At 60.8% G+C, this 14180-nt stretch carries 11 protein-coding genes; 7 read left to right on the plus strand and 4 right to left on the minus strand.

Annotation, left to right across the window (positions count from 1 at the left end; all coding sequences use genetic code 11):
- Window positions 1–15 precede the first annotated feature (15 nt).
- The 4 genes from fdhD (at window position 16) to C1719_RS07880 (ending at window position 3874) form a co-directional block, all read left to right on the plus strand.
- Window positions 16–780, plus strand: a complete 765-nt coding sequence (fdhD, locus tag C1719_RS07865) for a formate dehydrogenase accessory sulfurtransferase FdhD (RefSeq protein ID WP_102374599.1) — start codon at window positions 16–18, stop codon at window positions 778–780.
- A 283-nt stretch (window positions 781–1063) separates the two neighbouring features.
- Window positions 1064–1651, plus strand: a complete 588-nt coding sequence (gene pyrR / locus C1719_RS07870) for a bifunctional pyr operon transcriptional regulator/uracil phosphoribosyltransferase PyrR (protein ID WP_102374600.1) — start codon at window positions 1064–1066, stop codon at window positions 1649–1651.
- Window positions 1652–1653: 2 nt separating this feature from the next.
- Window positions 1654–2598, plus strand: a complete 945-nt coding sequence (locus C1719_RS07875; RefSeq protein WP_102374601.1) for an aspartate carbamoyltransferase catalytic subunit — start codon at window positions 1654–1656, stop codon at window positions 2596–2598.
- Window positions 2582–3874: a dihydroorotase gene (locus tag C1719_RS07880; protein WP_102374602.1), complete on the plus strand. Its 1293-nt coding sequence runs from the start codon at window positions 2582–2584 to the stop codon at window positions 3872–3874. The genes C1719_RS07875 and C1719_RS07880 overlap by 17 nt, the downstream gene beginning before the upstream one ends.
- A 612-nt stretch (window positions 3875–4486) precedes the next feature.
- Here the strand turns inward: C1719_RS07880 and C1719_RS07885 are convergent.
- The 3 genes from C1719_RS07885 to C1719_RS07895 all read right to left on the minus strand — a co-directional run bounded on the left by C1719_RS07885 (window position 4487) and on the right by C1719_RS07895 (window position 8201).
- Entirely contained in the window at window positions 4487–5164 is a 678-nt protein-coding gene (locus tag C1719_RS07885) for a TorD/DmsD family molecular chaperone (protein ID WP_245874427.1), read from the minus strand.
- Between the two features lie 106 nt (window positions 5165–5270).
- Window positions 5271–5906 (minus strand): 4Fe-4S dicluster domain-containing protein, encoded by a 636-nt coding sequence (locus tag C1719_RS07890; RefSeq protein ID WP_102374603.1) that lies wholly within the window; start codon window positions 5904–5906, stop codon window positions 5271–5273.
- 30 nt (window positions 5907–5936) lie between these two features.
- Window positions 5937–8201, minus strand: a complete 2265-nt coding sequence (locus tag C1719_RS07895; protein WP_180963523.1) for a molybdopterin-containing oxidoreductase family protein — start codon at window positions 8199–8201, stop codon at window positions 5937–5939.
- Window positions 8202–8369: 168 nt separating this feature from the next.
- On the opposite strand from C1719_RS07895, the gene C1719_RS07900 reads away from it, so the two are divergent.
- Entirely contained in the window at window positions 8370–9935 is a 1566-nt protein-coding gene (locus tag C1719_RS07900; RefSeq protein ID WP_180963524.1) for a helix-turn-helix transcriptional regulator, read from the plus strand.
- Between the two features lie 418 nt (window positions 9936–10353).
- Window positions 10354–11346, plus strand: a complete 993-nt coding sequence (locus tag C1719_RS07910) for a DUF559 domain-containing protein (protein WP_102374606.1) — start codon at window positions 10354–10356, stop codon at window positions 11344–11346.
- 137 nt (window positions 11347–11483) lie between these two features.
- Here the strand turns inward: C1719_RS07910 and C1719_RS07915 are convergent, their stop codons facing one another.
- Window positions 11484–12371, minus strand: a complete 888-nt coding sequence (locus C1719_RS07915) for a proline iminopeptidase-family hydrolase (RefSeq protein WP_102374607.1) — start codon at window positions 12369–12371, stop codon at window positions 11484–11486.
- A 418-nt stretch (window positions 12372–12789) separates the two neighbouring features.
- On the opposite strand from C1719_RS07915, the gene carA reads away from it, so the two are divergent.
- Complete coding sequence (gene carA / locus C1719_RS07920) at window positions 12790–14178, plus strand: glutamine-hydrolyzing carbamoyl-phosphate synthase small subunit (protein WP_102374608.1); 1389 nt, start codon at window positions 12790–12792, stop codon at window positions 14176–14178.
- The last annotated feature ends 2 nt before the right edge of the window (window positions 14179–14180 follow it).

Consider the following 14180-nt stretch of genomic DNA (forward strand, 5'->3'; position numbering starts at 1 on the left):
AGAAGGGAGGCCTTCGTGGCCGTTGTCGAATACCTGCCGCCTACGCATGCGGCGCGAACCGAAACCGAGGAGCGGCCCATCCGCATATTCCTCAACGAAGTGCCGGTGGCGGTGAGCCAGGGAAGCCCCTATGGGCTTCACGAACTTGCGGTGGGCTATCTTCTTTCCGAAGGCCTCATCTTCGACAGGGACCGGCTCGTTCGCGTCGAAGTGGACGAGCTGCATGCCGAAGTGTACGTTGCGAGCGGCGAGCGCGCCGAAGACGGCTACGTGCCGCTTCATCGCGTAACATCGGCGGGATGCGCTCAATCGGCCTTGCTTCGCTCGGGGGGAGATGCGATCGCGAAACCCGGCGTGCTGCATACCGAGCAGCGCTTCGACGCCGATGCGCTGCTCGCTCAGATGGACGAGCTCTGCCTGCGGAGTCCTCGGAGAAACACCGGGGAGTGCGTGCACGGCTGCGGCCTGGGCGAGGGCGGCGCGGAATCGCTCATGCTCGTGCGCGAAGACATCGGGCGCCATAACGCCATGGACAAGCTTATCGGGCAGGCGTGGCTCGATCGGGTTGACGTGCGCGACAAGGCGCTGTTCATCACCGGGCGCATCAGCGCCGAAATGGCACTGAAGGCGCATCGGGCGGGATGCCCCGTGCTCGTATCCCGGAAGTCGGCGACCGATGAGGCGGTCCGGCGCGCCGAGGAGCTTGGCGTCACGTTGGTATCCCATTGCCGAGATGGCCGCATGCGCGTTTTATCCCGACCCGATCGGGTCATCGGATAGAGCAGCTGGATATTTTTCGAAGAAAATTGCATAAAGGGGGTTACAAAGCGGTTTCAAACCGCATATACTGCGCTTCAGTCCTTTAAAAGCGGTACAGAGAGACCGACAAGGCTTGCAAGCTGCACTCACCTTCATACGCAGCCAGCAACTCGGAAGCCTTTGTCTGTCGCAAAGGCATTTTTTATGCTTTCGCGCAGACGGCTGAACCGGGCTTCGAATGGGAGCCTAGAGCGAGAGCCACCTGGTCAGTCTGTACGCACTCGAAGAAAGAAAAGGAGTGTGTATGAACGACAACGACAACGTCAAATCCGTGTGCATGGATGCGGAGGAGATCGAGCGATCGCTGACGCGCATTGCGCATCAGATCCTCGAGCACAACAGGGGAGCGGACAACATCGCAATCGTGGGCATCGTGACCCGCGGCGATCTGCTTGCCAAGAAGCTCGCCGACAAGATCGAGGAGATCGAAGGCACGAAGGTGCCGCTCGGCAAGCTCGACATCAGCTTCTACCGCGATGACTTCCTGACGCATCTTTCGCCCGAGGTCCACGCAACCGACATCCTCTTCAACATCGACGGAAAAGACATCGTGCTGGTTGATGACGTGCTCTACACGGGCCGCACGATCCGCGCTGCCCTCGATGCCATCATGGACCTCGGCCGTCCGGCAACCGTTCAGCTTGCCGTGCTCGTCGACCGCGGCCATCGCGAACTTCCGATCCGCGCTGATTTCGTGGGCAAGAACGTTCCTTCGGCGTCGGATGAGAACGTGCGCTTGTTCCTCGAAGAAGTCGACGGCATTTCGGCCGTCGAGATCCTGTCAATCGAACCGGGCTCGCGCGCGGGCTCTGCACCGCTGGGAGGTGAATAACCGTGGCGTTCAACCATAGACATCTTATCGACATCACGGAGTACTCTGCCGACGACATCATGCTCGTCCTTGAGACGGCTGTGAAATTCCGGGAAGTAAACGAGCGGAAGATCAAGAAGGTCCCCACGCTCAAGGGCTTCACGGTCGTGAACATGTTCAACGAGCCCTCGACCCGCACGCGCTCCTCGTTCGAGATCGCCGAAAAGCGCCTCTCGTGCGACAGCCTGAACTTCGGCGGCTCGTCCACTTCGGCGGTCAAGGGTGAAAGCCTCGTCGACACGGTGGAGACGCTCTGCTCCTACAAAATCGACATGGTCATCGTGCGCGACAAGCACGCGGGGGTTCCGCGCCTTATCGCCGACGTTTCGGGCGCTCATGTGATCGATGCGGGCGACGGCAAGCACCAGCACCCGACCCAGGCGCTGCTCGACCTGTACTCCATCTGGGAGAAGAAGGGCGATCTCGCCGGCCTCAAGGTGGGCGTTGTCGGAGATATCGGGCATTCGCGCGTGTGCGGATCGCTCATTCCCGCACTCAAGATCATGGGATGCGAAGTGACCGTCATCGCGCCTCCCACGCTCATGCCCGCCCGTCCCGATGTTCTCGGGGCCGACCATGTGACGTCGAATTTCGACGAGGCGCTGCCCGAACTCGATGTGGTCTACATGCTGCGCATCCAGCGCGAGCGGCTCGAGGGTGCGCCGTATCCCTCCTTGCGCGAGTACAACCAGCTCTTCGGCCTTACCAAGGAGCGCGAACCGCTTATGAAACCCGATGCGATCATCTGCCATCCGGGTCCGATCAACCGCGGTGTCGAACTCGACAGCTATATGGCCGACCATCCGAACCGATCGGTCATTCTCGATCAGGTCTATGCGGGAATCCTGACCCGCATGGCCGAAATGTACCTACTTCTGGGAGGGAGCGAAGATGGCCTTACTGCTTAAGAACGCCCATGTGATCGACCCGCAGGTCGGTCTGAACAAAGTAGCCGATATCGTCGTGCGCGACGGCAAGATCGTGGAAGTCGGCGAGAACCTGTCCATCGAGAAGGGCGTCGAGAAGGACCTTGCAGGCAAGATCGTCGTCCCCGGTTTGGTCGACATGCATGTGCATCTGCGCGAGCCCGGCTTCGAGCAGAAGGAAGACATCGCGAGCGGCACGAGGGCTGCCGCGCATGGCGGGTTCACCGCAGTGTGCTGCATGCCCAACACCAAGCCCGTGACTGACAACGCGACTGCCGTCGAGTTCATCCAAGCGCGTGCAAACGCGGTTGGCAAGTGCCGCGTGCACGTGGCGGGCGCTTGCAGCCAGGGACTCAAGGGCGAGACGCTTTCCGAGATGGGCGACATGGTGGCGCACGGTGCGGTGGCGTTCACCGATGACGGACGCGGCGTGCAAGACGCGGGCATGATGCGCCGCGTCATGGATTACGGCAGCATGTTCGATCGCGTTGTCATGAGCCACTGCCAGGACGAGGGTCTGGTTGGCGACGGCCAGGTGAACGAAGGCATCGCTTCCACGCGTCTCGGCATGCTCGGCTGGCCCGCCGAGGGCGAGGAGCTGCAGATCGCCCGCGACATCGCACTCTGCCGCTTGACCGGATGCCCGCTGCACATCCAGCACATCACCACGGCCCGCGGTCTTAAACTGGTGCGCGCCGCGAAGGAAGAGGGCCTGCCCGTCACCTGCGAGGTGACGCCGCATCATCTCTTCCTGAACGAATGGGCCATCGGCGACGACTACAACACCTTCCTCAAGGTGAATCCGCCGCTGCGCACGCCCGAGGATTGCAACGCGCTTATTGATGGCGTGATCGATGGCACCATCGACGCCATCGTGACCGACCACGCGCCGCATACCGCCTGGGAGAAGAACTGCGAGTTCGAAATCGCACCGTTCGGCATGATCGGGCTTGAGACTTCGCTTGCGCTCATCATCACGAATCTCGTGGATCCGGGCCACCTCAGCTGGGAGCGCGCTATCGAGCTCATGAGCGTGAAGCCGCGCGAGATCCTGCGCGTCGAGCGCGTGGCCATCGAGCCCGGCTGCACGGCCGACCTCACGGTCGTCGATCCCGAAGTCGAGTGGACGGTCGATGCGGCGGACTTCTTCTCGAAGGCCACCAACTCCGGCTTCATCGGCGAAGAGCTCAAGGGCCGTGCCACCGATGTGTTCGTCGGCGGCTACGCCACCTTGGAAGACGGCGCTATCGTCGAGTAGACGCTGCTGCTTGCTTATCGTAGCGGGTCGGGACGCTTGAACGTTCCGACCCGCTAGCGTTTTACAGGTTGTATTCGGGTGCGACACGGTGCCTGCTCGACTTGCCCTCGGGACCTTTTCGTCGTCGCTTTACCACTCGTTGTCATTCCCAGCGATCTCGTGATGCAAATGCGGCCTTGCGCTTCCTCGCTGTGCACTTTGCATTATGGATCGCGAGTCAAGTCTTGCTTTGCGTGGGTAGCCATCTCGGTTTTGTGAGCCAAATCCTGTATTTTTGCCGAAAAGAAACGATCTGAAGGCGCGTATCGGCAAGTCGATATTGAAGCTGATTCAGGATTAGAAAAAGACCAGGTTAAATGCCTGTGCTTTTGAGGCAATTCTTGAAGGCTTCCCCCATGAACTTCCATTGACTGCTCAGACAGTCAAAAGCTCCTTCAGATCGATCTTTTTCGGCGAAATTTGGGCAATCGGTGTGAGAAAACGCATCGCGGCCACGCACCCGCTGTCGCGTCGAGGATGCATCGCGGCCATGTATTCGCTGTCGCGCCGGCGATACGCGGCGGTTTCGCGCCGCCGCGTCGGAGGCTTGGTGCGGCGGCGAAGCGGACTAACCTATGCGCAGGCTGTATCAAGGAAATCCTTGTCGAGGGTGAGGAACCCTTCGAGCATGCAGGCGAGGCCTCGGTAGAAGTCGGTTTTGGCGAAGCGCTTCATGTCGGCGGCCATCTGCGGCACCCAGTTCAAAAGGTGCGTCTCGAGAAACTCCTTCTGTTTTGCCAGGTTCTGTTGCTGCCCATCCCCCCTCAAGCAGAGGATCTGCATAAACTCCAGTTCGGAGGCGATGTGGTCTTCGCCTTCCTTCCACGAGGGTTGCGCTGCGACTTTGCACGAGGCGTATATTGCTGCGACTTCTTTGCGCGCCTGCTGCATGAGGAGCCTTTTGTTGGAAGCGTACACCGACTCGTACGGATAGGCAGCCGAGTGCCCGTCTATTCCATGCCCGATGAAGACGCGGACGAAATCGACGGCAAGCTCGGTCAGGCGATCGCCTTCGGGATCTTCGCTGGTTTTGCCGTACGAGCCGATAAGCCTCATTCCTTCGCTCATCGCATCGCTGTCGTCCGACTGAGGCAGCGTAGCGAGCTTCTCGAGGGTTTCCGCATCGGCCTCTTCGCGGAATAGGCGGGCGAGCAGCCCGTACACGGCGGCGCGATCACGCGAAAGATCGGCAAGTTCGGATTCGCCGTTTGCCTGCATGCTGTTCGCGGCTTGTTCGATTTCGTTTTCCATGGTACTTCCTTTCGCTTCGGGGCCGTGTGGCGTATGGATGCCGCCTGCGCAGCAGGCAACGGACGGCAAGCCGCCGACCTGCGAACAGTCGGCGGCTCCAGTTTCTTTACGAGTGGAATACCTCGTCCAGGTCGTTCTCGCCGCTGTAGATGTAGTAGACTGACGGCTCGGTTCCCTCCGATTCGAGCAGAACCTTGCTCTGCGCTGCGAGCTTGGCGACTTCGGACGTCTCGTCTTCCAGGTCGCCGAAAACGCGGGCGTCGGCGACGCAGGTCTTCACGCACAGCGGCTCTTCGCCGAGCGCCCTGCGGTCGGAGCAGAACGTGCACTTCTCGGTAATGCCGACCTTATGGGCGACGAAGTGGTGTGCTTCGTGCTCGGTCGGGCCCGCTTCTCCGTGGTTGGACGTGACGCTTTCGAGGACGACGCGCGCACCGTACGGGCAGGCGGTTTTGCACGAGCCGCATCCGATGCACTCGTCCGGGTCGATTCCCACGACGCCGTCGTCGTCGATTTTCGTCGCACCGGTGGGGCATACCGCCATGCACAGCGGCTTGGCGCACTGCATGCAGAGGGTGGGCAGATACGTTACCTCCAAATCGGGGAAGGTGCCCGATGTGAATTCCTTGACGTGGGACCAGCGATCGTCGGCGGGCAGGCCGCGCGACACGGCGCAGCCTACGGAGCAGGCGTGACAGCCGATGCATCGATCCAGATTGATGACCATTCCTAAACGAGCCATGAGATCAACTCCTTGCTTTGCTCGAAGACATTAAGCTTTTTCGACTTCCATGAGAAACGACGATATATCGGGGGATTGCGAGAGCGGGTCGCGCGTGACGTTGTCGACGAGCCTGTTCATGTTGCTGTCGGGCTTGTCCCACGGGTTTCCCCAGCCGCCGTCGACCCATGCGACGCCTGGCTTGACGCGCTCGGATACGCGCAGGGTGAAAAACGCCTCGCCCCTGTGGGAGAACGCCCTGACCGCGTCACCGTCTCTGAGGTTGCGAGCTTCGGCGTCCGCCGGGTTCAGGCTCAGCTCGGGCTCGGGATGATTCTCGAGCAGGTAGGGGTTGTTGCGGTACTTGTAGTGCACGTAGTGCACGGTGCGGCGGTTCGTTCCGACGAGCGGGTACTTCTCGGCCAGCTCGGGGCTTCCCTCGGGCGTGCCGAACCCGGGCACGTAGTTGGGCAAAGGATCGTAGCCGTTCTTCTCGAACGGAATGCTGTAGAGCAGCACTTTGCCGTTCGGCGTGTCGAAGCCGGGTTCCCCGTCGGGGCGCAGGCCGCCCGTCTCGTACTTGCGGTAGTCGTGGGTGCCGACGATCTGAACGGGGTTGTCCTGGTAATCGGCCAGGGTAAGGCCGCTCGGGCTGAGCGCGTACTCGATGAACTCCTCGTCGGTCGTCCACGGATAGCCCTCGTCCATTCCCATAGAGCGTGCGAGCTCGATCTCCATCGCGTACGGGGTCTTGCATTCGTGCAAGGGCTCGATCGCGGGCTGGCGAAGTGCGACGACCGCTCCCTTCTCGGAGGGATAGGTGCGGTAGTCGTAGCGCTCCGCCCATGTCACGTCGGGCAGGACGATATCGGCGAGCTGCTGGCACGTCTCTGTCATGAAAATCTCGGTGTAGCAGATGAAATCGAGCGTTTTCAGCAAATCGAGGTTTCGGTGGTAGTCGCCCTGCGCCATGATGGTGTTGGTGTGGTATCCCATGATGCCGCGCGGCGTGTAGGGCTCGCCTGTCTCGATGGCGTCGAGAGCGCCGGGAAGCCCGTTCAGAAACATCGGATAACGCGTCGAGTTCACGTTCACCGCATCGGCGGTCACGGTCGTCTTCATGCCCGTCGGGTTGCCGTTTTCGACGGCGACGGGATGCCCGACTACCGTGGGGAAGCACACGTTGCAGCCTTCTTTGTCGAGCTTGCCGCATATCGCGCGTAAGCACCCGATCGCGCGGACCGCCTGCACGCAGTTGCTGTGCAAAGCGAGGCTGTTCCCCTCGTGCAGCGCCGCTTTCTCGGTCGTGGCGTAGAGGCGCGCGAGCTCGCGGATGGTGTCGGCGGGCACGTCGGTGATGCCTTCAGCCCATTCGGGCGTGCACGGCTCGACGCACGTCTTGTAGTCGTCGAATCCGTGGCACCAGGCGTCGACGAAGTCGTGGTCGTAGAGGTCTTCTGCGAGGATGACGTTCGCCATCGCGTTGGCTAAAGCGCCGTCGGTCGAGGGCTTGATGGGGATGAACTGGTCGGCTTTCGCGGCGGTCTCGGTGAAGATGGGATCGATGACGATGAGCTTCGCGCCGCGCTCCATCGCATCGAGGATGGGGGAGGCGTTGCCGTGCTTCTCGTAGCACATGTAGGCGCCCGGGCGAAGCGACGCGAAGGGGTTGCCACCCCAGCATATGATGAGGTCGGTGTTGTTGTAGTCCTCTTCGTCGCGGAAGCCGTAGGTGCTCTTGAGCGCGACGAGACGCGGCACGAAGCACAGGTTCGGGGCGCCTACCATGTTGTTGGTGCCGTAGCGTGCGTAGAACTCGCAGAACGCGTTGCGCACGATGTTCTGCACGGGCGCGCCGTTGGTGTAGAGAAGCGTCTGCGCACCGTATTTGTCCTTGATCGCGTTCAGCTGCTCGCCGATGAACGCGTACGCCTCATCCCAGCTGACGCGCTTCCATTCGTCCGCGCCGCGCTCGCCGACCCGCATCATGGGGTATTTCAGGCGGTCGGGCGAGTAGACGACGTCGACGAACGCCTGGCCCTTCGGGCAGAGCGCTCCCTGGTTGAAGGGATGCTCCGGGTCGCCTTCGATCGAGATGATGACGCCGTCTTGGATGTTGACGACCACGCCGCAGTCGTTGTGGCAGTTGCCGCATGTCGTGCGCACTTTGGTTATGGGCGATTCGGACGTTTGCAGGGCTTCGCTGTCCTCGTTCTTTTCCTCGAGCGTCTTAGGCGAGCATCCGGTGGCGCTCAGTGCCGCTACCCCTGCGCAGGCAGCCGACAGCTTCAGGAAATTTCGGCGATTCAGTTCCATGTTCCTCCTCCTTGCATATCGTGCTTGCGGATTCGCCGCAAAGCTTGCCAGCAGTGTGCGACGAGGCGAAAAACAAAGCTTCACCCCAATGGTGGTAGATGAATATTTCACCTTGGGGTGGTGTTCACCTCGGGTGTGGGTACAATGGGTGCCGGGGGTGGTAAGGCTATGGCGGGAGATGCGAAAAAGAAAACCAGGGCAAGGGCGATCAAGCCGAGTGCGGAGTCGGTCGGGTTGTGCATAGGGCTCGGATCGTTCTTCTGCTGGTTTTGGTCGGTGATGCAAAACCCCAACATCCCCGTGCGCCAAGGTGCGGAAAACCCGGGGCATGCGCTGTATTGGACGATCGTCCTGGCGAGCGCGGCGCTTTCGTTTTTCGCCATCCTACTTTTGGCGAAAAAGGTTCCTGCGGAAAAGAGACGTTTCGTCGAATCCAGGGTGACGGCGGTGCTGCTTGCGGTTTTCACCGTGGTTTCCTACGTGCCCAGGCTCAGCGGGATGGAAACGCTCGGTAGCGAGTACGCCGAAATCGTGACGGTGGGCTTGCTTGCAGCATGGCTGTTCGTGCAATGGGGCTCGATCGTGGGGAACCTCGGTCCGCGAAGGCTGCTTACGGTGTCGAGCGCGTCTCTTCTCGTTTCGTTCGCGGTAGCCGTCGTGTTCTATCATTTCGAAGCGAGCTTGGCGACGACGCTGCTCACGTTTCTCCCCTTCGCTTCTTCCGGCGCGATGTTCGCCTGTCGCGCATCGGGGTGGGGGGTCGATCCTGCGGGGAGCGAGCCTTCGGCGGAAGCGGCGAAGGCGGGTGCGTGGCATTTCTACGTAACGGTACTCGTGCAGGGTATGGCGTTCGGGCTCCTGCATTTGCTGTACAGCACCATAACGCTCGAGCAATGCAGCGATCCGTACTGTCCGCTAAGGTTTCTCAATGCGTTTTTCCCGCTTGTCTCGGTGGGGGACTTCTACGGATTCATGAGCATTTTCGGCGTTGCGCTGGCGGCGGGGATTGTTTTGCTGAGCACAACGGTGCTGCGCCTGAACTTTCGCAAACTCATCTACGTGGTGGGCTTTCCCCTGATGGCGGTTGGGTTTCTGATTCTTGCTTCCGACACGGGTTTTCGCCTGACCGAGGTGGTGAGCCATGCATCGGGGGTCAACTTCACCGCGGGCGAGGTGGTCTACATCGCCGGGTACTATTATGTCGTCGTGACCACGTGGGCTTTGTGCTCGTATCTGGTGCGCATGAAGAAGGGCGACCGTGTGACGGTGTTCGCCCGGTCGGGATTGGCCCTCGTATCGGGTCAGCTGCTCGGGTTTCTGTCGAGCATGGTAGTCGGTTTCGAGCATCTTTCACGCGCCGATTTCTGCACGATGGCGATCTTTCTGCTCATGCTCGCGAGCCTGCTCATCGCAACGAATGACCGGCTGTGGAGCGAGTGGGGCGGCGTTCGCCCCAACGAGGCGGACCGTCCGAGCGCGTTTAGGGTCGCCTGCGAAGCGGTGGCGCGTCGCTACCGCCTTACCGAGCGGGAGCAAGACGTGCTGATCCTTCTGGCTCGCGGACGCAACATGTCGTTCATCGCCGACAAGCTCTGCGTGACCAAAGACACCGTGAAAACGCACTGCCGCAGCCTGTACCGAAAGCTCGAGGTGCATTCCCAACAGGAGCTGATCGACAAGATCGAGGCGGAGATCGGCGTGGATAAGGACCAGCGGCTTTTCGGAGGCAGCTAGCGAGAATGCGAGCCTGCCGCCTTTCGGTCGCCGCTCTACTGCCTCATGGCAATCCCTCGAATCCGTGAGCCGAATTCCGTATTTTTGCCGAAAAGAACCGATCTGAAGGCGCGTGGCGGCAAGCCGATGCCGAGGCTGATTCGGGGTTTGTGAAAGGCCAGGTCAAAGGTTTGCATGATAGCCTACTCAAGCGACGTTTCTCCAGTAGTCCTCAACAAGGCCGCCCAAACGGAGAAAATCTCTTCAGATCGGTGTTTTTCGGTAAAAAACGAACAATCGGTGTGCTATATTGCTTCGAAAATGAGCCAATGCAGGCGCTCTTCCTTTTTCGGAAGCTGCCCGACGGAAACCGACGCCCTCGTTTCCCTTCACGCTTGCAAGATCCTCTCGACCAAGGGCTTTCGAAGGATTGCGTCTTATGGCTGACTCGAACGTTTACTTCGGATACCAAACCGCATTGCAGATTCTGAGAGCGGTCGATTCGTCGAGGCGCGGCGTTGCGCGATACGATGATCGCAAGCTGCCCGATCGCGCTCTTGGCGGCGAGGCGCTTGCGGGAATCATCGAGCGTCTCTGCGCGATGCATCCAGGACTGCACATTGATTTGCCTGCTCATGTTCTGGTAGGCGGGGATGCCCATCGGCGTTTGTCGCGCGATTGCACTGAGCACGTGTTTTCGGCATCGCTTTCGGGCATGCCGTTCTATCGCTTGGACAAGGGGGTGTATGTAGCCGCCCCGCATCTCGCCTTCACCAATATCGCATCGGCTGAAAAGAGCCGGGTCGCCCTGCAAGAGCTGGCTTACGAACTATGCGGGACGTATCAAACTCGAAGGACGGGGGTCGCTTCTGCTTATGACGTTTCGCCTCTTTCCTCGGTCCGGAGTCTGCGCGATTTCGCATCGGCCAACAGCTCGCTTCGCGGTGCGAGAAAGGCGGGAAGGGCATTGCGGCACGTTGCGAACGGGTCGGCTTCCGCGCGCGAGACGAAGTTGGCGCTCGTTTCGGCGCTGCCTTACGCTCAAGGCGGCTACAACATGGGCGTTCCTCATATGAACTACGAAGTGGAGGCGAGCCCCGCCGCTCGTGCTATCACGGGGAAATCCTTCTTCCGGTGCGATCTTTGCTGGCCGGATGCGAAGGTTGCCATGGAGTATCAGAGCAGGGAATCGCATTCCGGCGAGGCGAGCCGCATCGGCGATTCGCGCAGGGCCAATGCGCTTGCATCTATGGGCTGGACGATCGTCGAGGTCACGAACGACGAGTTGGACAGCCTTGCCGCTATGGATACGATCGCCGAGACGGTGTGCCGGCATCAGGGCCGTTGCCTGCGACCCCGCATTTCGGATTATCGCGCGAGAAAGCTGAAGCTTCGACGCCAGCTTGCGCTTCCCGTGCGCTGCGGGTGGTGAGGTCGGCGCCGTGCTAAGGGGGTCTTCGGGCTCTTCGGCTTCGCCCGGCATCCCGCGCTCTTCGCCAGCCTCGGCCTCCCGCCATCAAAAAAGCGCCCCGAGGAGGCGCTTTCCGCAAGCTGGACTATCGGCGCTTCTTACTCGAAGCGGCTGATGAAATTCTCGACGACGGCGAGGCACTCGTCGGGATGTGTGACGTTGGCGACGTGCGGCGCGCCCTGGATGAGCGCCCATTCGCAGTTGGGGATGAGGTCGACGCCCTCCTTGATGACGAACGGCGTCCCCTCGTCGTCGGTGCCCGAAAGCGCCAGGCACGGCACCTTGATGTTCTTCACCTCTTCGCGGATGTCCCAATCCTTCATTTTGCCCGTGACCACGAACTCGCTTGCGCCTTGCATGACCATGTAGCATTCGCCTGCACCCTCGTTCGAGTCGATGATGAAATCGGGGTAGTCCTTCTCGTACAAGCCGATCACGTGGCGCTTGTAGTATTCGTCATAGGCGGCTTTCGCAGCGGGCGTCTCGTAGTCGCCGGTGCGCTCCGCTTCGGCGATGGCGTCCTGCATCTCTTGGGGCATGTACTTGATCAGGCGGTTTGCCTCTTCAAGCCAGGTTGCGATGCGCACGGGGGAGGAGTTGATCACAAACGAGTTCACGCCCGTGTCGTCTTTGAGCATGCAGCGCATGCCGAGCATGCCGCCCCAGGAGTTGCCGAACAGGTGGATGTCGTCGAGCCCGAGCGCCTCGCGTACGGCGTAGAACTCGTCAGTCCACAGATCGTAGTTGTAAAAGTCGTCCTCTTGATGGGGGATCGAGGATTTTCCGCAGCCGATCTGGTCGTAGAACACCACCTGGCGCCCGTATCTGTCGGCCATGTCTGCGTAGGTCAGAAGGTAGTTGTGGCAGTTGCCGGGCCCGCCGTGCAATACGAGCAGCGTCTTTTTGCCCGGCTGGTTCTCTCCGACGATCTTGCAGTACGTTTTGAAACCTCTGAAATCGACGTATTCTTCGCGAATTTCTGCCATGAAGGCTCCTCTCGATTGGCGGTCCGGTTCGGGTTGCAGCCGCAGGCGGGCGCCGCGCTGCGGCGACCGGGACCGTGCGGTGCTTGCTCCTTGATGAAAGTATGGGCGACCGGGTCAGATTTTGCAACTTGGAACAAGCTGTTCGGAGGTATCGGGCCCGGGCGGTTCGCGGAGCGCCCGCCCGGCGTGCCGGGAGCGTCGCCAAAAGTCGAATTCTGCATAAAACTGTGCAAATCGCCTTTTAAATTGCATTTCTGCCTAGTAATACGCACGATAGGAGTATACTTGCATTCGACCTTTAAGGGCGGTTCAGAGAGACCGACAAGGCGCGCACCACAACCTATGATCAGTGCCTGTATGCGCCCGCTCCCAAGGGGCGCTTTTTTGTAGGCTGGGTGCCTAAACGGAAGGAAGCATTTTGAGTGAAATGAGCGAACGGTTACTGCGGGGAACCTCGAAGCCTCAGGGAGCGCCTGCGCTGCTCGTCTTGGAAGACGGCGCGGTGTTTCAGGGTTCGGCATGCGCGGCGAGTGGGGAGGTGTTCGGCGAGATCTGCTTCAATACCTCGCTCGAGGGCTATCTCGAAGTCATCACCGATCCCTCGTATGCGGGCCAGATCATCACGATGACCTACCCCCAGATCGGAAACTACGGCGTGAACCATGAAGACGCACAGTCCGATAGCCCCGCGCTGCGCGGGCTTGTTGTGCGCGACCTGTGCACGACGCCCTCCAATTGGCGTAGCACCCAGAGCCTGCCCGATTACCTGCGCGAGCACAACGTCGTGGCCGTCGAGGGGGTCGACACCCGTGCGCTCGTGCGCCACGTTCGCGACAACGGCGCCCAGCGCGCCGTGCTCTCGACCGTCGATACCGATGCGAAAAGCCTGCTTGCCAAGGTGCGCGCAAGCGAGTCGATCGTGGGCGCGAACCTTGCGGCCACCGTATCATGTAAGAGCGCCTACGAGTTCGACAGCCTCCCGGCAAGCCATGCGTTCGCCGTGTCCTCTCCCGCCGAGCGCCGCTACAAGGTTGTGGCGTACGACTGCGGAGCGAAACGCTCCATTCTGGAGAACCTGCTTCGCGCGGGCTGTTCGGTTGTGGCCGTCCCGTGGGATACTCCGGCCGAAGAGGTGCTCGCCATGGAGCCCGACGGCGTTTTTCTCTCGAACGGGCCGGGCGATCCGGAAGCCGTCGAGGGAACGTATCTGCAGGTTGAAAAGCTTTTGGGGAAGGTTCCCGTGTTCGGCATATGCCTTGGCCACCAGATGATCTGCAAGGCGGCGGGCGCACAGATCGAGAAGCTCAAGTTCGGCCATCGCGGCGGCAACCATCCGGTCATGAACCTGCTTACGGGCCGCGTCGAGATCACGGCGCAGAACCACGGCTTCGGATTGCTGTTCCCGAGCCTCGGCGAGCTTGTGCCCGAGCTTTCGGGCGGGTTCAAGGGGCATGAAAGCGACCTGAGATTCTGGACGAACGCACGCATCGCGCCCGTGGTTCAAAATGAGAAATTCGGCCGCATCCGCCTCACGCATGTCAATCTCAATGACGGTACAGCGGAGGGAATCGCCTTGCTCGATATCCCGGCGTTCTCGGTGCAGTACCATCCCGAGGCCTCGCCGGGGCCGACCGACGCCCACTACCTGTTCACGGCCTTCACCCGTCTCATGGACGGACGAGATGATTACCTCGACATCGACATCGCCGCCGATCGCTTGGCGGGATGGACGTTCGGGGAGCAGGCTGCGACGGTGGCCGGCGCATCCGACCGAGAGCAAGATTCGATGACGGAAGGGGGGCGCTAGGT

This window comes from Raoultibacter massiliensis (genome assembly GCF_900199545.1).
Classification (GTDB): Bacteria; Actinomycetota; Coriobacteriia; order Coriobacteriales; family Eggerthellaceae; genus Raoultibacter; species Raoultibacter massiliensis.